Origin of the sequence: Paenibacillus phyllosphaerae (assembly GCF_014192105.1) — a bacterium.
Taxonomy (GTDB): domain Bacteria; phylum Bacillota; class Bacilli; order Paenibacillales; family Paenibacillaceae; genus Paenibacillus_Z; species Paenibacillus_Z phyllosphaerae.
Genome location: NZ_JACHXK010000002.1, coordinates 384,549 through 402,914, shown reverse-complemented (window position 1 = coordinate 402,914; position 18,366 = coordinate 384,549). Strand labels below are relative to the sequence as shown.

General features: G+C 52.6%; 18 protein-coding genes, 2 tRNA genes and 1 other annotated feature. Of the genes, 7 read left to right on the top strand and 13 right to left on the bottom strand.

What is annotated here, in order from left to right:
* Positions 1-101 precede the first annotated feature (101 nt).
* The 4 genes from metG to FHS18_RS05875 form a co-directional block, all read right to left on the bottom strand.
* Complete coding sequence (metG, locus tag FHS18_RS05890; protein WP_183597958.1) at positions 102-2,084, bottom strand: methionine--tRNA ligase; 1,983 nt, start codon at positions 2,082-2,084, stop codon at positions 102-104.
* A 48-nt stretch (positions 2,085-2,132) separates the two neighbouring features.
* Positions 2,133-2,419 (bottom strand) — a binding site (T-box leader).
* 87 nt (positions 2,420-2,506) lie between these two features.
* Positions 2,507-2,728: a membrane protein insertion efficiency factor YidD gene (yidD, locus tag FHS18_RS05885; protein ID WP_183597956.1), complete on the bottom strand. Its 222-nt coding sequence runs from the start codon at positions 2,726-2,728 to the stop codon at positions 2,507-2,509.
* A 188-nt stretch (positions 2,729-2,916) separates the two neighbouring features.
* The gene (locus tag FHS18_RS05880; protein WP_183597954.1) at positions 2,917-4,881 is read right to left on the bottom strand and encodes a stalk domain-containing protein; all 1,965 of its coding nucleotides are present in this window, start codon (positions 4,879-4,881) and stop codon (positions 2,917-2,919) included.
* 189 nt (positions 4,882-5,070) lie between these two features.
* A complete protein-coding gene (locus FHS18_RS05875) occupies positions 5,071-5,289 on the bottom strand; it encodes a hypothetical protein (RefSeq protein WP_183597952.1) in 219 nt (72 codons plus the stop codon).
* A 197-nt stretch (positions 5,290-5,486) separates the two neighbouring features.
* On the opposite strand from FHS18_RS05875, the gene FHS18_RS05870 reads away from it, so the two are divergent.
* The gene (locus FHS18_RS05870; RefSeq protein ID WP_183597950.1) at positions 5,487-6,146 is read left to right on the top strand and encodes a YktB family protein; all 660 of its coding nucleotides are present in this window, start codon (positions 5,487-5,489) and stop codon (positions 6,144-6,146) included.
* A 100-nt stretch (positions 6,147-6,246) separates the two neighbouring features.
* Here FHS18_RS05870 and FHS18_RS05865 read toward each other — a convergent pair whose 3' ends face one another.
* From FHS18_RS05865 to FHS18_RS05855, 3 genes are all read right to left on the bottom strand, one after another.
* Complete coding sequence (locus FHS18_RS05865; protein WP_183597948.1) at positions 6,247-9,255, bottom strand: efflux RND transporter permease subunit; 3,009 nt, start codon at positions 9,253-9,255, stop codon at positions 6,247-6,249.
* A 212-nt stretch (positions 9,256-9,467) separates the two neighbouring features.
* Positions 9,468-10,658 (bottom strand): MFS transporter, encoded by a 1,191-nt coding sequence (locus tag FHS18_RS05860; protein ID WP_183597946.1) that lies wholly within the window; start codon positions 10,656-10,658, stop codon positions 9,468-9,470.
* An 18-nt stretch (positions 10,659-10,676) separates the two neighbouring features.
* Positions 10,677-11,927 carry an MFS transporter gene (locus FHS18_RS05855; protein WP_183597943.1) on the bottom strand — a complete coding sequence of 417 codons (1,251 nt, stop codon included), beginning with the start codon at positions 11,925-11,927 and terminating at the stop codon, positions 10,677-10,679.
* A 209-nt stretch (positions 11,928-12,136) separates the two neighbouring features.
* Between FHS18_RS05855 and FHS18_RS05850 the strand changes: the two genes are divergently transcribed.
* Both FHS18_RS05850 and FHS18_RS05845 read left to right on the top strand, forming a co-directional pair.
* A complete protein-coding gene (locus FHS18_RS05850) occupies positions 12,137-13,606 on the top strand; it encodes an aminotransferase class I/II-fold pyridoxal phosphate-dependent enzyme (RefSeq protein ID WP_183597941.1) in 1,470 nt (489 codons plus the stop codon).
* 131 nt (positions 13,607-13,737) lie between these two features.
* A complete protein-coding gene (locus tag FHS18_RS05845) occupies positions 13,738-14,157 on the top strand; it encodes a DUF1885 family protein (RefSeq protein ID WP_183597939.1) in 420 nt (139 codons plus the stop codon).
* 76 nt (positions 14,158-14,233) lie between these two features.
* Here the strand turns inward: FHS18_RS05845 and FHS18_RS05840 are convergent, their stop codons facing one another.
* The 3 genes from FHS18_RS05840 to FHS18_RS34255 all read right to left on the bottom strand — a co-directional run bounded on the left by FHS18_RS05840 (position 14,234) and on the right by FHS18_RS34255 (position 15,573).
* Positions 14,234-14,542 carry a DUF1292 domain-containing protein gene (locus tag FHS18_RS05840; protein WP_183597937.1) on the bottom strand — a complete coding sequence of 103 codons (309 nt, stop codon included), beginning with the start codon at positions 14,540-14,542 and terminating at the stop codon, positions 14,234-14,236.
* A gap of 120 nt (positions 14,543-14,662) precedes the next feature.
* The gene (locus tag FHS18_RS05835) at positions 14,663-15,226 is read right to left on the bottom strand and encodes a stalk domain-containing protein (RefSeq protein ID WP_183597935.1); all 564 of its coding nucleotides are present in this window, start codon (positions 15,224-15,226) and stop codon (positions 14,663-14,665) included.
* 143 nt (positions 15,227-15,369) lie between these two features.
* Positions 15,370-15,573: a hypothetical protein gene (locus tag FHS18_RS34255; protein WP_246427476.1), complete on the bottom strand. Its 204-nt coding sequence runs from the start codon at positions 15,571-15,573 to the stop codon at positions 15,370-15,372.
* Positions 15,574-15,769: 196 nt separating this feature from the next.
* Between FHS18_RS34255 and FHS18_RS05830 the strand changes: the two genes are divergently transcribed.
* Positions 15,770-16,486 (top strand): MBL fold metallo-hydrolase, encoded by a 717-nt coding sequence (locus tag FHS18_RS05830; protein ID WP_183598677.1) that lies wholly within the window; start codon positions 15,770-15,772, stop codon positions 16,484-16,486.
* 51 nt (positions 16,487-16,537) lie between these two features.
* On the opposite strand, the gene FHS18_RS05825 is transcribed toward FHS18_RS05830, so the two are convergent.
* From FHS18_RS05825 to FHS18_RS05815, 3 genes are all read right to left on the bottom strand, one after another.
* Positions 16,538-16,816 (bottom strand): DUF3892 domain-containing protein, encoded by a 279-nt coding sequence (locus FHS18_RS05825; RefSeq protein ID WP_246427475.1) that lies wholly within the window; start codon positions 16,814-16,816, stop codon positions 16,538-16,540.
* A gap of 306 nt (positions 16,817-17,122) precedes the next feature.
* On the bottom strand, positions 17,123-17,353 hold the full coding sequence (locus FHS18_RS05820; RefSeq protein WP_183597933.1) for a hypothetical protein: 231 nt from the start codon (positions 17,351-17,353) through the stop codon (positions 17,123-17,125).
* A gap of 70 nt (positions 17,354-17,423) precedes the next feature.
* A complete protein-coding gene (locus tag FHS18_RS05815) occupies positions 17,424-17,597 on the bottom strand; it encodes a hypothetical protein (protein WP_183597931.1) in 174 nt (57 codons plus the stop codon).
* A 158-nt stretch (positions 17,598-17,755) separates the two neighbouring features.
* Here FHS18_RS05815 and FHS18_RS05810 point away from each other — a divergent pair, with 158 nt between their 5' ends.
* The 3 genes from FHS18_RS05810 (at position 17,756) to FHS18_RS05800 (ending at position 18,236) form a co-directional block, all read left to right on the top strand.
* Positions 17,756-17,947 (top strand): DUF2524 domain-containing protein, encoded by a 192-nt coding sequence (locus FHS18_RS05810; protein ID WP_183597929.1) that lies wholly within the window; start codon positions 17,756-17,758, stop codon positions 17,945-17,947.
* Between the two features lie 134 nt (positions 17,948-18,081).
* Positions 18,082-18,157, top strand: a tRNA-Val gene (locus FHS18_RS05805).
* A 6-nt stretch (positions 18,158-18,163) separates the two neighbouring features.
* Positions 18,164-18,236: transfer RNA gene (locus tag FHS18_RS05800), tRNA-Val, on the top strand.
* The last annotated feature ends 130 nt before the right edge of the window (positions 18,237-18,366 follow it).

Below are 18,366 nucleotides of genomic sequence, written 5' to 3'. Positions count from 1 at the left end.
CATAATCGTAAGCTTTACGTTCCACATTATATAAGCCCCCGCCTAGCCTGTCAACGAAAGCAGCGGCTGTACGAAGGCGTACAGCCGCTGCTTGTTCATCGTTATTTCACAATTGCGCCGTTAGGCATTTCGTCTGGTACGGTCGCCAGCGTCAGCTGATCGCCATGCGATGCAGCCAGAATCATGCCTTGCGACAATTCCCCGCGCAAGGTGACCGGTTTCAGGTTCACGACGCAGATGACCTTGCGGCCGACCATTTGCTCCGGCGTGTAAAATTTGGCGATGCCGGATACGACCTGACGCTGTTCATAGCCAAGATCAAGCTGAAGCTTCAGCAGCTTGTCGGCCTTCTTCACGGGCTCTGCAGCAATGACTTGCGCCACCCGAAGCTCGACCTTCGCGAAATCATCGATCGTAATTTCTTCTTTCGGTTCTGGCGCTTCTACTGGCGCGGCATTTGTAGCCGATGGAGCAGCTGCAGCAGCCTCAGGCGCAGCAGCCGAACCCGCATTCATCGTAGAAGCTATATAAGCGATTTCTTCTGCCGCATCGAGGCGCGGGAAGATCGGGTCGCCCTTCGTTACGCGCGTTCCGCCTGGCAGCAGGCCGAACGAACGCGTGCTGTCCCAGCTGGACAGTTCGCCATCGGCAACGCCAAGCTGCTGACGGATGCGTCCTGGCGCAATCGTGAGGAACGGCTGCAACAGAATCGACGTGATGCGCAGCGACTCTGCTAAGTGAACCATCACGCTCGCAAGCTCGCCCTTCTTGGCCTCATCCTTGGCAAGCGCCCAAGGCTGCGTCTCATCGATATATTTGTTCGTGCGGCTCACGAGCTGCCAGATTTGCGTCAGCGCGACCGAGAATTCCATCCGTTCAAGCGAAGCTTCCACTTGCGTGACGGTGCTCGTCGCAAGCTCGCTGAGCGAGCTGTCGAACGCGGTGACATTGCCGTCGTAAGCCGGAATCTCGCCGCCGAAATATTTGTCAATCATCGCGACGGTCCGGTTCAGCAAGTTCCCCAGGTCATTAGCCAGGTCGAAGTTTACCCGTTCAACGAAGCTCTCCGGCGTGAACAGGCCGTCCGAGCCGAATGGCACCTCACGCAGCAGGAAGTAACGCAGTGCATCCAGGCCGTAGCGGTCGATCAGGGAAACCGGGTCCACGACATTGCCCTTGGACTTGGACATCTTGCCATCCTTCATGAGCAGCCAGCCGTGCGCGAACACTTTCTTCGGCAGCGGAAGATCTAACGCCATCAGCATGATCGGCCAGTAGATCGTGTGGAAGCGCACGATTTCTTTGCCGACCAGATGCACGTCCGCCGGCCAGAATTGGTCGTACTTGCTCGGGTCCTCCGAATTGTAGCCAAGCGCCGTGATATAGTTGCACAGCGCGTCGATCCACACGTAGATGACGTGTTTCGGATCTCCTTCGACTTTAACGCCCCAATCATACGTCGTGCGGGATACGGCCAGGTCCTCGAGACCCGGCTTGATGAAGTTGTTGATCATCTCGTTCTTGCGGGATTCCGGTTGAATAAAGTCCGGATACTCTTCATAGAATTGCAGCAGCCGATCCGCATATTTGCTCATCCGGAAGAAGTAACTTTCTTCCTTAACGAGTTCCACGGGACGTCCGCAGTCCGGACACTTGTTGCCGTCGACGAGCTGACGCTCCAGGAAGAACGATTCGCACGGCGTACAGTACCAGCCTTCGTACTCCCCTTTGTAGATATCGTCCTGCTTGAGCAGCCGATCGAAAATTTTGGTCACCGCCGTCTTATGGCGCTCTTCGGTCGTGCGGATGAAATCATCGTTCGAGATATCCAGCTTGCGCCACAACTCTTGAATGCCGACGACGATATCGTCCACGAATTGCTGTGAGCTCTTGCCGCTTTCCTTCGCCTTGCGCTCAATCTTCTGACCGTGTTCATCCGTGCCGGTCAAGTACCAGACGTTATACCCTTGCAGGCGCTTATAACGAGCCATGACGTCGCCCGCCACCGTCGTATACGCGTGACCGATATGCAGCTTGTCGCTTGGATAATAGATTGGCGTCGTAATGTAAAATGATTTGCTCATTTCCTAACCTCCTTAATAGTTCGAACAAAACAAAAAAGCCTCCATCCACTATGGGACGAAAGCTTCGGTTGCTTACGCGGTACCACCCAAATTCCCTCCGCTCGTTCATTGCCCAAGCGGAAGCTCATTGGCTTACCCGGTTCAGACGGGCAAGCGCAGCCTTTAACGCAGCTCATGCGCCGCTCTCTTACCCCTGTCGCCTCTTCAGTGCGCCAAGCAGCTCGAAAGCGAATTCTCCCGGACCATTTTCCAAAAGGTGCACCTTGCCGGTTCGCAGCTCCCCCGGCTCTCTGAGAAGGGCCTTGCTTCTGTACTTATCCGTTCATCGAAATGAATGTTCGATTCCTAATTACCATCTTGCTCCAAACTATACCGAATCCGGTCAACGACTGTCAAGCGGCAGATGTGCTAATTCGCGCCGGTCAAGCTTTCCTTTCCGGAACGTAATCGATTCCGCCGGGGTGGAACGGATGACACCGGCAAATCCGCTTCACCGCGAGCCAGCTGCCTCTTGCCGCGCCATGCTTCTCGATCGCCTCTAAGGCATAGGCCGAGCACGTCGGATAGAATCTGCAGGTCGGCGGCTTCAGCGGCGATATGAACTTGCGATAAACGTGAATCGGCGCTTGAACGATTTTTCGCATCGCGATGTTACCTCCCATTGTTGCCCGTTACGAGTCATCTTAACCATATAGATGTAGTTTACCTGATCCGGCGACGAAAAACATCTCCGAGCCTGCGTCGAACCTGCGCTATAAAATAAAAAGCATGCTGCTCGACCATCGAACAGCATGCCAGTATCCATGTTAGAAATAAGTGCGGATAACCTAACTTAATACTTCAAACCAGGCATAGGCAGAAACAGCATTGCGAGCGGTAAGTTGCCGCCGGCCGCAATCGTGAAGACAAGCTCCACCGATTCCTCCGTACTGCCGGTGCGGTAAAGTACGGCCGCCTCCGTATTATCCTTCAGAATGCTATCCTTGGTCACGTAAACCAGCTTCCCGTTCACAAGGAACGCGCCTGCGTAATGTCCTCCGCGCGGATTCAGTGCAATCAGCGTATTCGGAGCGACATGATTAAGCGTCATCTTGTACATAACGCCAAAATTGCCGACGTTGACTTCATTCTTGCCGGTAACCGCGTCCATGCCGATCAGATAAGGATCGTTTTTGCCGTCCCCGAGTACAAGCCTCGACGGCGTGCTGCCTAACGGCTCGGTAATGTCGATCGTACGGCTGGCGTTATAGAACGTGCCGCGCGTATGGATATCGTAACGATCCATCAGCGTAAGCGAAGGCAGCAGCGCAATCGGATCTTTATCCGCCGCTACGACGACGACTTGGTAGTGCAGCTCTTGATCCGAATTGAGATCCACATACGCGGTTACCGTTTGCTCCGGTTTGACCGGCACTTTATTCAGATCTTGGTACAGGATGACCGTCTGATTCGGGCGGATCGTCGTCACGGTCGGCGCTTTGTTATCCGCGATAGCCTGCAAGTATCGTGCGGTGGACAGTTTACCCGTATTGGAGATATACACGTCGGGACCGCCAATACCGGAAGCGCCCGTGCTTACATTCGCAACGACGCCGCTCTTGTTCGTAGCGAGCAAATAAATTTTGACCGGATACCCGATCTTGTTCAGATGGTGGAACATGAAGCTCACTTCGCCGGAGAGCATATCGTCATACGCGATTCCCTCTGTAATCAGCGTCTCCGGGCTGTTGCTGCGGACCATCTGGGCCATATTGGATTGATAGGTGTAACTGATTACCGGGTAATTCAAGACCGAAGCCCCGTTAATCGTGTACTTCTTGCCTTGCTCGGTGAACAGCATGTCGTACTCGTTCTTCGTGTACAGCACTTCATCCGTAACGGTAATCGTCTTCACGACCGTTCCTTTCAACCCATGGCTGTCTTCGACTTCAAGCTGAACCGTCTTCACGCCAGCCTCGAAGAAGACGTCTTCTTTGCCGGACCAGGTGCGTTTAACGATCGCGTTCTCATCATCGTAGCTGAGGTCCGTGTAAATAACTTGCTCGCCGATGCGGTACGTCTCTTGCTCCGTACTGAAGTCTGCTACCGGCGCCTGGTTCGGCGCAAGCACTTGAATCGTCACGGAGTAAGGATCGCTCCAGACGCCGGATGAATCCTGGACGACACGGGTAATCGTATACGTGCCCGCCTGAGGGAATACATCCATCTTACCTTCCCAACGTTCAGCCACATACGGCGTACCCGTCGTCGTCGTGCTGCGGTCCACATACGTCACGAACGTCTCGCCCGCGTAGATCTTCTCCGGCTGCACCGAGAAATCCGCAGTCGGCTGCGTGCTCCAGGTGAGCGAGATCGTCTTGCCTGTGAGCGCAAGCTTACTGTCCGTAAGCGTGGACCATGTGCGAATCGGAACCATGAAGGAGCCGTTCTGGGAATATGGCGCGAGCGGCGCTGTAACCGCCTTGCCGTCCTGCGTAATCGTCTTGCGGCCGTCCTTGAAACGGAACACGTGAAGCGAAGTGGTCACGACCGCTTCTTTGGTCTTCACGTCATAAGCCACTTTATAGCCATATTGGTTGGCCACCGACTTAAGCGGAATGAAAGAAGTGCCTGATTTAACGGTAACCGGCTGCGCGGCAAGCGACTGCACGCCGTTCTTATCCATCACCTTGCTATTTATTTGAAGCGTCAATCGATTGCTTGCTGCTCCTACGGCAACGGCCCGGTCAGCGTTAATGACACCTCCGAGAGGTACAAACAGTAATGCTAGCGACAACAACCACTTCATGGATTTCATGCAACGTCTCCTTTTTCTGATTTGACCAAAAACTGTGCGCCTATTGTGAACCTACGCCAACTTAAACGCAAAACAGAGCGAAAATGTTTCGCTCTGTTCCGGAAGTTACACAATATGGACACAACTATTTTGAATTTACATCCATTCCATACTGAAAATCCCAACTAGCAACAGGCAACCTATTATGATTTAGCCGTTGACCTTCATATTCATCACGAAACTGCCAGCCATCCCGATAAAAGCGATAATCGTCAGAATGCCTGCGATTCTTCGTTTCAACAGCGCCTTGCGCAGCTGATCCTGCGCCCCCTCCATCTTGGCCATCGTCACCGAACGATGAGCGAACATATAAAAGATTACAAGCGCCACGAACGCCATGTTAATCAGAAACCACGATTGCTGCCACATAGATACTCTCCTCCAGTTGGACAATCCCTGTCACATTCAACTAGACTAGACTGTATACGATCTGGTATCGGAATGCAACCGCTATAATGGAAACGAACAAAGGAGAAGCAAATGCTACGCCAATATGCTATAATGATTTCATATTTAGAATTATTATTAAATAAACATAGAATTGTCTTTGAAAGGAATGGACAACAATGGCTGCAACACACGAAGAACAGATTAAGCCGGCTGCTCCCTTCGCCGGATTCACCCAGGACGACTTTGACGTATTTGCCGTAGATGGACTTGAACCGCGCATGTCTCTGCTGATCGAACGCATTCGTCCCAAACTTTTCGAGCTTGGCGATCGCCTTGCACCGGTGCTAAGCGAGCTGTGCGGCGAAACGATGTACCCGCATGTCGCCAAGCACGCACGCAGGACCATTAATCCGCCCAACGATACTTGGGTTGCCTATGCGCCGAATAAGCGAGGGTATAAAGCTTATCCGCATTTTCAGATCGGCTTGTTCGGCTCTCATGTCTTCGTCCAGTTCGCGATTATTTACGAATCGGATCTCAAGTCCGTCTTCGCCGAGCATGCGCTGGGTCAGCTTGACGACATTCTCGCCGAGATTCCCGCTCATTACGTCTGGTCTGGCGATCATATGGTCCCTGGCGGCGATCTGCACGGCGACCTCGGCGAAGAAGGGCTTAAGGCGCTGCTCACGCGGCTGAAGAAAGTGAAAGCATCGGAAGCGCTGTGCGGCATCATACTCGACCGCCAGGATCCGCTGCTTGCCGACGGGGAAGCGTTCGTGACTAAAGCCGTAGAGACGTTCCGTACCGTACTGCCGCTGTACAAAATGTCGTGGTAACAAGGTGAAATGGCTTGCGCCTAGATGATCGATAGGCGTTCTTGTATGTCAAGAAATACCGCCTCCTTGGATTCAAGGGGCGGTATTTTTCATGCCACGATTATGCTGCATGCTCCATCGATGCCGCAGCTCTCCGTTCCCGTCTCGACTTGCGGAAGAAGAACAGCTCGTAGACGCAAGGTACGATTACGAGTGTCAGCACCGTTGCCGCAACCAGTCCGCCGATGACGACGATCGCCAAGCTCTGGGAGACGATGCTGCCGCTCTCCGAGGAGCCGAACACAAGCGGAAGCATGGCGCAGACGGTAGCGATCGCAGTCATCAGAATCGGACGCATCCGCGTTGTCGCCGCTTCGATAAGCGCCTCGCGAATCGGCATCGTCTGCTCGTTGTGCTTCACGCGGTCAATCAAGACAATGGCGTTCGTGACGACGATACCGATCAGCATCAAAGCGCCGAACATAGCGGTAAAGTCAGGCGAAATTCCGGTGATCATGAGCCCTGCGATCGCGCCGATCGCGGCCAGCGGAAGCGAGAACATGATCGCCAGCGGCGCACGCAGCGTCTTGAACGTTACGACCATGATCAGGTAGACGATTCCGATCGAGATGAGCGCTGTCATGCCAAGATCGGCAAAGTCGCTTGCCTGGTCAACGGAAGCTCCGCCAACGACGATCTCTACCCCTTCGGGCGCTTTCAGCTCATCGACTTTCTTGCTGATTTCCTTGCCGACTACGGACAGCTGGCTCGGCTCGACTTCAGCCGTCACTCGTACGTAAGGCTTGCCGTCCTTGTGATAGAAGACGGTAGACTCCTCCGCTTTCGTCAGCTTAGCGACCTGGGACACTTTAGCCGGACCATTATCCGTCAGCACCGTGAGATTGTTCAGATCGGCTTCGGTCGCCGGATTCACCGATGGCTGCAGCATGACGGCCGTCTCGCGGCCTTCCACCGTTACCGAACCGATCGGCAGCGGGTTAAGCAGCATTTGCAGCTGAGTCGCAACATCCGCGCCTTTCGCCTTGAGCGGATCCAGCTCGAAGGTGTAGACCGACTTTTTCTCCTCTTGATTGGACTTGACCTTCAATACGTCTTCCACCGGCTTGATTGCCGTCATGACTTGCTCAGCGCCTTGTGTAAGGGCCTCAAGATCGTCGCCGGTAATATCGATCGTCACCGACGAAGAGCTGGTGCCGCCCATCATGCTGGTGGCCGATGCATTCAGCTCGGCGCCTTCATAGTTGCCGCGTTCCGCCTTAATCTCCTCGATCAACTTCTCGGCGTCCGCGCCTTCTTTCATGTCGATCATATACGTAACGAGCGTCGTCGAGGAAACCGCGCCGAATTTGGCATTATCCGAGCTGTTGCCGTTGGACATGAGCACCCAGTTGACCTCTTCCTTGTCATTCAGGAATTGCTCCAGCTTGCGTCCATTCTCAACGACAGTCGCATGCGGCGTATTGCCCGGGTATTCGAGCGATACATCCAGATTCTCCGCACTGGAGGAATCAAGCGCGGCCTTCGGCATCATGACATACGCGCCGATCGAACCGAAGAAGAGCAGCGCCGAAATGAGAAGCGGCACCCATTTGTGCTTCAGATTCCAGGCGAGGAAAAGCGAGAAGCGTTTGGAACCTTCAGGTTCGGTATGCTTCGTATTCCGCAGGAACACCGCGCACAAGACCGGCACGACCGTCAAAGCTACGAGCAGCGACGCCAGCAAGGAATACGTAACCGTCAACGCGAACGGAAGCAGAAAATCTTGCAGCGACCCGCGAAGCAGACCCATCGGTAGAAAGACGGCCACCGTCACAAGCGTGGATGATGTAATTGCCGTTGCGACTTCCTTCGTCGCATCAATGATCATGGATGGGGAGAACGTTTCTTTTTGCAGACGGCGGTAAATGTTCTCGATGACGACGATACTATCGTCTACTAGACGTCCAACGGCTACGGCTACGCCGCCGAGCGTAATAATATTGAGCGTAACGCCTGACAGATCAAGCAGGTACAACGTAATGCCAAGCGACAATGGAATCGATACGATCGTAACCAGCGTCGCCCGGATGTTGCGCATGAACAAGAGAATGACGATCGTTGCGAACAAAGCGCCCATCAGCACTTCGCGCATCATTGAGTTGACGGAGTGAACGACCTGCTCCGACGTGCTCAGCAGCACGGTCGCTTCCACGCCTTTCATGTCCTTGTTTAGACGCTCGGTCAATTCCTCTACGCCATTGCCGACCGTAACGGCATTGGCATTCGCCGACTTGGAGATCGTCAGCATGATGACGTCCTTGCCGCCCAGGCTGCTGATGCTCTCCTGCTGCTGCACAAGTTTCACTTCAGCGACATCCGCTACTGTGACGCCCGGTGCGACAGTCAGCTTCCGCAACGTTTCGATATCGCTGATGTCGGCCCGGACGCTAATGTTGCTCGTTGCGCCGGCGATGTCCTTCTCTCCTACCGAGGCAGAGGCTGCACGGTCCTGCAGCAGGCCCATCAGCGCATGCACCGACAACCCTTTCTCAGCGAGCTTCTGCGTGTTCGGGATAATGGAGACGGTCGGCATCGTTTTGCCGCTGAGGATGACTTCTCCAGCGCCTTCAATTTGTTTGAACTCGCTAAGAATCTCCTTCTCCGCCTGCTCCCGCTCCACTTCGCTCATGTTGTCATCGAAGGCGAACGTAACCCACGAGATCGGAATCATCGTCGTGTTGAACTGGACGACATAGGGCGGCGACACCCGCTCTGGTAGCTGCACGGCCGCTACCGCACGTTCAACTTCGCTCTTCGCTTCCTTCATATCGGTACTGGAATCGAAATTGAGATTGATCTGCGTGAAACCGTTGCCTGTCGTCGACTCCATGGTCGTTTTACCTTTCGTATATTGCAGCGCCTCTTCTAACTTATTCGTTACCTGCGTTTCCATCGACTTCGCATCGTAACCTTGGCCGATCGCAGCAACCGTTACTTGCGGGTTATCCGCCTCCGGCAGAAACTCCATCGGCAGCTTGTAATAACTGAGCACCCCCATGACTAACGCCATAAGAACGACAATTTTCATCGCGGCCTTGTTATTGAATGCCCATTTCGTAAATGCTTGCATCCCCTTTAATCTCCCTTCAACATGGTTCTCCTTGAACTCCTTGATCAAGAATACCTGTTTCCAGAAGGTGTCAAAAACGTCTGTAGACCAATCTTTCCCCCGGTCTGCAGACTGAGGAGGCGATCGGGCCGCAGGCTCGTCAACGCAAAACAACCGTCTTCCGATCACAGGCGAGAAGCCCGGATAAGAAAACGGTTGTTGGAAGGGGCAGGTTAGGAAGCCGCCGAAGTCTCGCGCTGCGAGACGGCTGAGCGGTCCAGTAAGCGGAAGCGCAACAGCAGGAGCAATGCGAGCAACGACAGCAAACCGCCGGCCAAGTAAGGCAGCTGCAGATCGATCTTGAACAGGAACGTGCCGAGCAGCGGACCGACGATCCTCCCCAGGCTGTCCATTGACGAGCTTAATCCGGAAGCGACGCCCGTTGAGACCGTTGTTTTCTGCGTGATGAGCGACGTGACGCAAGGCCGAATAAGGGCATTGCCTATGCCGAAGATCGCCAAATATAAGGTTGCCGTCCATAAGCTGTGCGCGCTAATCAAGAGCAAGAAGCCGATCGCGGATATGACGAGGCCAATCGCGATGTATTTGGGCTCGTCCCCTTTGCGGATCATGCGTCTGACGACACCGCCTTGAATCAGCGCCCCTACAAGTCCGCAGATCAAGAACATAATGCCGACCTGCAGCGGCGTCACCTCAAACCTGGCCCAGCCGAATAGCTGAAGCGTCGCTTCCAGCCCCGCAAGCGAGAAAGTGACGAAGAATGCCAGCACATACAGATACTTCACCGAACCGGTGAATGCGGTCCATCGCGATACCTTGGTCTCCTTCTGCGTCCGCTTGTCCGGCGGCAACGATTCCGGCAGCTGCGTAACAGCAAGCAGGAAGGTAACGAGCGCCAGAGCCGAAGCGGCGTAGAACGGCGTATTATTCGAGACAAGGCTGAGCAGGCCGCCGAAACCCGGACCGATCGTGAACCCGAGTCCGATCGACATGCCGACCAGCCCCATCCCCTTCGTCCGCTGATCTGGCGGCGTAATATCCGCGACATAAGCGACGATTACCGAAGTGACGGCACCCGAGAACAAACCGCCGACAATCCTTGACACATACATAAGGGCCAAATTGCCGTCTGCGACCCCGAATACGAGAAAGCTGGCAGCAAAGCCGAGAATACCAACCATAATGACTGGACGTCTGCCGATTTTGTCCGATAATCCTCCCCAGAACGGAGAGAGCACGAACGAAATCGCAGAGTACAACGAGAGCATAAGCCCGGTATGCAGTTCGAATGAACCGGGACTGGATGCTTTAATGAGCTCCGGCAGGACGGGGATGATAATCCCGAACCCGATAAAGGTTGTCATCAGCATCAACATGACAACGACAAGACGTTTATCTTTCATGTTCATTCCTCCACCCAATCATCGTACCATAACAGTTGGGCGCCTGGTTATGAACAAATGAAGAACAAACAACAGGAGCATCACGGACCCGCTGACCAAGAAAGGCGCCTGCGGACCGAGCGAATCGAACAGCTTGCCGGATAAAATGCTGCCCACGACTACGCCAAGCCCTTCAATGGTGAGGAAGAATCCCCATACCGCCCCGCGCTCTTCTTTGGGGATCGCTTCGGCAATGAGCGCATTCCATGCCGGAATAATCATCGCGTACCCCAGACCCACGACCGCTACGATTCCAAGCACTAGCGGCAGTGAGCGCGTATACCCGAGCAGCGGGAGCGAAACGGCGGCGATTAGGAAGCCTACATGCAGGAACCATTTGGTACCTACGCGATCCACCCACTTGCCGACCGGAATAAGCCCTATTACCGTCACGGCACCGCCTGCGACAAGATACATACTATATTGCTGCGGCGTCAGATGGAGCACCGTTCGCGCATACAGCGTCAAGACTGGCGTGAGCAATCCCAAGGCAAAATTCTGCGTAAACATCGCGGGATACAAGAGCCAGCTGGCATGCATGGAGCTGCGAACCTTGCGGAAATACTCGCTGATCCGCTCCGAGAATGGCTCAGCCGAGCCTGTTTGATGGACGGTCACTTCCCGCCCTTCAATCTCGCGCGATTTGCTCCGCCCCGGCAGCAGCAAGGCCACGACCACGACGACGACCATCATGGCAATGAGAATACGGAATGCGGGCGCGTAGGTCTCCACGATGAAAAAGTTAATCACGATCGGCCCGCAGCCTACGCCGGTAAGCCAGGCAAAATACACCACGCTCATGATCGTGCCGCTGGCTTCATTCCCAGCTACGGCCGTTGCTCCCGTAATGACGCACGGCCACAATGGCGATGTTCCGACGCCGAGCAGCAAGCAAGCCAACACGATCCAGCCCATGCCCGAGGTACTGGAAACAATCGCAACCGAGGCGAAAGTCAGTATAACTCCGAACAACATAACCATCCTATAGCCTAGACGGTCGATGATCCAGCCTAGCGGACTGCGAAAGGCATTATCCCCAATATATTGAAGCGCAAGCGCCCATCCGACCGCATACGCGGACAGACCAAGCACCGTGCCCATATAGACGGGGAGAATCGAGACCATGAGCGCCCCCTTCACGAATTCGACAAGGAACATAATGATGAGCAGCTGAACGACGAACGGCGAGGTCAGCACTTTTTTTCCCGCCCAGCCTGATTGCAGTTTCATATAAAATCTCCTTTCCTGCATGTACGTTAGGAGAAATGCGATTCCCCCTTGGCAACACTTGACATTGACAAGCTGCCGCCTGAAGAATCATTACCCTAGTTTCAACAAAAAAGTTTCTTGCAATCCCCCCTGTTTTTGCTATACTCAACCTTGTTTGTTTGATTGAAGAATACATCGAATTCATGACGAAAGGTAAGGGATGAAGCGAAATGGATCATACCCGGACCCCGCTGTTCAGCAAATTGCGCGAGCACGCGGCACAAAACCCAGTGCAGTTCCATATCCCCGGACATAAGAAAGGACAAGGCTCAGATCCTGAATTCCGGGAATTTATCGGCGACAACGCACTGTCGATCGACCTGATTAATATTGCTCCGCTCGATGACCTGCATCAGCCAACGGGCGTTATTGAAGAAGCACAGAAATTGGCAGCCGATGCATTCGGAGCCGATTATACCCTTTTTTCCGTTCAAGGAACAAGCGGCGCGATTATGACGATGATCCTGTCGGTCTGCTCGCCAGGGGACAAGATTATGGTACCGCGCAACGTCCATAAGTCGATTATGTCGGCGATCATCTTTGCGGGCGCGCGTCCTGTCTTCATCTCGCCGGCGCGGGATGAGAATCTCGGCATCGACCATGGCATTACGACCCGTTCGGTCAAACGCGCGTTGGAGAAGCACCCCGATGCGAAGGCCGTACTCGTTATTAACCCGACCTACTTCGGCGTGTGCGCGAACCTGAAGGAAATCGTCGATCTCGTACACAGCTACGATATTCCGGTTCTCGTCGATGAAGCGCATGGCGTGCTCATTCACTTCCATGAGAAGTTGCCGATGTCAGCCATGCAAGCCGGAGCCGATATGGCTGCTACAAGCGTTCACAAACTGGGCGGCTCGATGACCCAGAGCTCGGTGCTCAATGTGCGCAAAGGTCGCGTTAATCCGCATCGCGTACAGACCATCATCAGCATGTTGACGACGACATCGACTTCCTACATTCTGCTTTCTTCCCTGGACACGTCGCGCCGGAATCTGGCTCTTCATGGACATGAGATCGCAGAGAAAGCAATCGAGCTTGCTCAGAGCGCACGGAACGCAATCAACGAAATTCCCGGTCTGTATTGCCCGGGCGAAGAAATTCTCGGCGGCGAAGCAACATTCGATTATGATCCGACCAAAGTTACGATCCATGTACGCCACCTGGGCATCACCGGCTATGAGTGCGAGAATTGGCTTCGCGAGCATTACAATCTCGAAGTCGAGTTAAGCGATATGTACAACATTCTCGCCCTGATTACGCCAGGAGATACCCAAGATTCGGTGGACACGCTCCTAACCGCGCTTCGCGATCTCGCGAAGACGCATTACGAGCGCAATGAGGTCCAGGAGCTCGTGGTCAAAATTCCTGAGATCCCTCAGCTGTCGCTTACGCCGCGCGAAGCCTTCTACGGCGAGACCGAAGTTGTGCCGTTCAAGGAATCTGCGGGACGGATTATCGCCGAGTTTATTTATGTATACCCGCCTGGCATCCCGATTCTTCTACCGGGCGAGGTTATTTCGCAACAAAATATCGACTACATCGTCGACCATGTCGAAGTTGGCCTGCCGGTCAAAGGTCCTGAAGACCGCAGCATTCAGTTCGTAAAGGTCATCGTTGAGGAAGAAGCGATATTTTAATCGACCGCCGTACAAGATCACAAGATCGGAAGCATTCGCTTCCGGTCTTTTTTCATTAAACCGTTCATTATTGGAAATTGTTGTAAGAGTATAGAGCGAAGTGCTATGATGAGGTGGGGGTGACGCTTACGATGAGCCAAAGCGCTTACATCACATTAGTATCGGGTTCAACGGTCAATCGGATGGAACTAGATGACGTGAAAGCACGCCTTACGCACTATCGTGAACAGACATCGCTCACAGGACAGCAGCTGGACTGGAATTACGCTTCTGCCGCATTTCCCTACTCCGTCGAGACGAAGCCGGAGGAAGAACAGCAATGGTTTTATTTGAAAGGAACCGAGACGGGTTATCGATACATTCTGTTCGCGGTCGGTTCCCGCACGGAAGAAGAACAAACCTTTCATTATGTACAAGTTACCTTGCCCGACGACGCGACACACGGCGATAAAGCCAAGGCGCTAGAGCTTTGCAAATATATGGCGAAGCAGCTAAAAGCCCAGCTTCGTCTCTTCAATGGACGAACGATCTATTACAATCCGCGCAAATAGGCACTAAAAAAATCCGGCATGCCGTAAGCGGCTGCCGGATTCCTAGTCAATCTCTATACGTAAGACGCAAGAAGTCTTACGCTTGGCCATTCTCGCGTTGTGCGATCTCTTCGTAGATCTTCGTAACACGATCCCACTCTGCATCGTCTTCGATTCCAACGAGGAATGCCTCGTCGTCTTCTTCTTCAATGCGGAAAATAACGCCGTCTTCTTCCGGATCGTTGCGATCGATCAAGACAGCATAAGCTTGCTGTTCGGATTCGAACGTGTAGACCATTACCATCTCACGCTCGTTGCCTTCCTCATCCGTTACGACGAATACATGATCTTCATGCTCATGGTCTTCGCCGCAGCCGCAGTTGTCATCATGTTGATGCTCGCTCATGGTATACCCTCATTTCACAAATCTGAAATTGCCTTTCCTTCTTATCGTAACATGAGAGCAATCGCCCGGTCAAACAAAAGCGCCCTTGCAGCATGGCTGCAAAGGCGCTCTTCGTACCGTTTATTGCGCTGTGATCGTTTTCTCTGAAACCAGCTTCCAATCTTCGTTCGCAGTCACTTTCATAAAGAAACGAACGGAATATTTGCCAGCCGAATCAAAGTTATACTTCACATCTTCGGTCCTGAACCAGAAGTTATCCTTGGATGTGGTTACGTTCTGGGACTGGATCACTTTCTCCGTTCCGGAAGGATCGAAGATGGATACCTTCACCGCTGCAATATCCGTCAACAAGTTATCAATCTGGGCGAACACTTTGAACGTGTATTTGCCCCCTTTGTTGACATTGCCGAAGATCGTATTGTCTTGGAATAAGAACATATGGACATTCGGCTTGAAGACGGTCACCTTCTTCGTGGTCTCATCCCAGAATACGAGTGACTGCAGCGTGCTGGCCAGTTGTCTTACCGCTAAATATGTCTTGCCTTCTGAAATAATACCTGCATCTTCCACTTCTGCACCGTTGACGAATACCCGCACCTTCTGGGCTGCGGAATCGGCAAACATCATCGTACCGCCCCATAACGACATCACCAGCAGCAAGATGAGCAGCCTCTTGTACTTCATGCTTGTTACCCTCCATCCGGTTGTCTGGATGTAAGGTTATACTCGGGTTTTATTTGAAAGTTGCGCACACAATTCAATTTTATTTCATGAAGGTTTTGTCAAAAAATGTTGCATAATGCGGTTCCCCAGGAAATATTTTTTGCTTAAATATAAGTTCTTGTTAGAATGCAAGGAACGCCTTTGCCGACAGCTCCGGGCTCTTGCATACTCTCGAGATAGCGCATTCCGCGGGCACAAGGTGTTTTACATACTGCGCACGTTCCCGATAATACCATTTTAAGGACTGCCTGTTTCCGTTCGGACGGGGATTTTTGTTTCTTGACCGCTTTTCCTTTGCCTTTGCTCATAACGCCCGATACACCTGCCCCTTTTTCAATGAATAGCTGTTGTATTCTATGAAGGATAATGGTTTAGCGTGCTCGGATTTTTGCGACGAATTGTCACTTTTTAGCGAAAGTCCCCTTTCCATTTCAACTCGAAGATGATAAATTTAAGATCAAAGATGCCCACAATCAAGGGGGATACACGCGGTTGAATATTCAAATGCTAGGCACAGGGAGCGCGTTCGCCAAGCAATACTACAATAATAATGCGCTTCTGCATGCCCATGGGCAGACCGTTCTGCTCGATTGCGGGATTACGGCTCCCCTGGCGCTTCATCGGCTCGGTAAGAGCTTCAGCGAGATCGACGCTTTGCTCATTAGCCATATTCATGCCGACCACGTCGGGGGCATGGAAGAATTCGCTTTCCAAATGAAATTCGTCCACAAACGCAAAGTCCCATTATACATACCTGCCCCGCTGATTGAGCCCCTCTGGGAGACGACCCTGAAAGGCGGGCTCATGCAAGAGGAACTGACCTCGCTCGATGCTTACTTCGAGGTGCATCCGCTGCAGGAAGGAGAACGAGCGTTCATCTCGCCGGGGATCGAAGTAACGCCGATTCGAACGAAGCATATTCCGAATAAAGCGAGCTACTCTTTCTTCATTAATGATACGTTCTTCTATTCTGCGGACATGAAGTTCGATGCGGGCCTGCTTAATCAGCTGGTCGAACAAGGATGCACGAAGATTTTTCACGATTGCCAGTTGAAACCGCCAGGCGCTGTGCACGCCACGCTTGATCAGTTGCTCACGCTGCCGGCTTCGATTCAAGAACGGATCTGGCTCATGCATTACGATGACACGATGCCCCAATATCGCGGGCGGACAGGCCCCATGCAATTCGTGGAGCAGCATAAAGTGTATAGCATCGACTAAAAGGCCCGCGGAATCGCTCCGCGAGCCTTTCGTTTATGCCATTAACGATGGCTAGAATATAGGCAGATTGTCCAGATTGTTCGTTGGATCGCCGTCCGCGTCGCCGCGAATATACGTCTCGCCGTCACGTCCTTTGAAGGCATTCACGCCCGCAATGCGGCCGGCCTGCACTTCCTGCAGCGCTTGATTATAATCGAGCATTCGGCCAGACGAGGTTTGGAATGCCGTCAGGTCGCCGTCGCCGTTTTTTTGGACTGCTACAAATGTTTCACGGTTGTCTTGCGCGATCGCTTGTCCTTCCGTATACTGGCCTTCGTTCTGGTTCATCATGTTCGAAGTCCTCCTTTGTAGAATCCTACTTTCCTGCTATGCTCCGCCGATGTGAGCATGATGCTAGGATACCCGATCCTCGCTTCTCATATGCGCCAAGATCAAGTATGATAGGACGTAACGACTTGTCTGCTGAAAGGAGTCTTCGCGAACGTGACTTTAGTTTATATCTTAGCTATTCTAATTGCGCTCGGCTTAACCGCGCTCTTCCTCTTCGTGACCAAGAAAGCCTACTCCCGCAAATGGGAAGACGATGAATAGACAAGATCCGGCTGCTCCTCATCGCGGCCGGATCTTGTCTTTTATTTATTTCGTGGATCCGAGCGGCGGACGAAAGTTTCCTTTGTTCGTACCCAATTTCCTCGGCGCAAGCTCCTGCTCTTCGCCATCATCGCCTTCGCCATATACGCTTCCGAACACCGCTCGATCGCCCGGCGATTGGATTACACGCTCCATCTCTTCGTTCGGATTAGTCCCTGCCTTTATGCAACCGGAACAGATCAGCAGACAAGCCAGCCCTATAATTACGCGTAACAACTAACATTCCCCCTACTCCTAACAGCAATGGGAATAGTATCGGCTTGCTTGCAGCTGGATAAACTTGGCCTTACCTCTTCTTTTCTTCCTTTACCCATTGCGGCAGTTTCCGCTGCCAGACATGCTGTTCATCATAATTCATCGAGTCATCAATGACCATTCTGGCCAAGCACCAACTGACGACTCCAACAATCCCGAATAGCCCCATCAACCAGACCGCTAAGTAGATCGCCTCGTTCATCATCCGCCACCAACCTGCCTCTCATCGATCGCTCCGATAGTTAACCATATGATGGAAGCGGACCATTTAGTATTGGCTACGGGGATTTAGAACGTACATATTTGAACAATTTGCGTCCATACTATACGAGTAAATTTGTCCCCGAAGAAGGAGGAATCTTGGTGGTCGATCAATTGGAGAGCAACTACGACTGCTCGAATGCGTCGGACGATCTGCATCAGCTGAAGCAGCAATTAGCGTCATTAACCTCTTCCGGCAACTCCTCGCAAGAGTCGCAAGAAGAGATCAACCGGCTGGAGAATCAGATCAACTTCATTGCGAACAAATGCGATATTCCAAGCGCCAAACAGTAATTCTGCAGGTAATCCTGAAGGCAGCACCGCTTGCTTTCAGGATTTTTTAATAAAAACAAAAAATAGGGTTGACATCATGTGGGCAAGTTGATATATTAGTACTTGTCACTGCAAACGAATAACGTTTTCTATACGATCTGTTAGCTCAGCTGGGAGAGCACCATCTTGACAGGGTGGGGGTCAGTGGTTCGAGCCCACTACAGATCACCATATTATGATCTGTTAGCTCAGCTGGGAGAGCACTATCTTGACAGGGTAGGGGTCAGTGGTTCGAGCCCACTACAGATCATACACGTAAGCCCTTGATTATCAAGGGCTTTTTTATTTTTCCGGAAAGTCGACTAGTTGCCTTCCTAGCTCTAAACGCTCGTTTACTAATACTATTCAGGACTCCCCCCACTACCTTGATCGTACTTTTC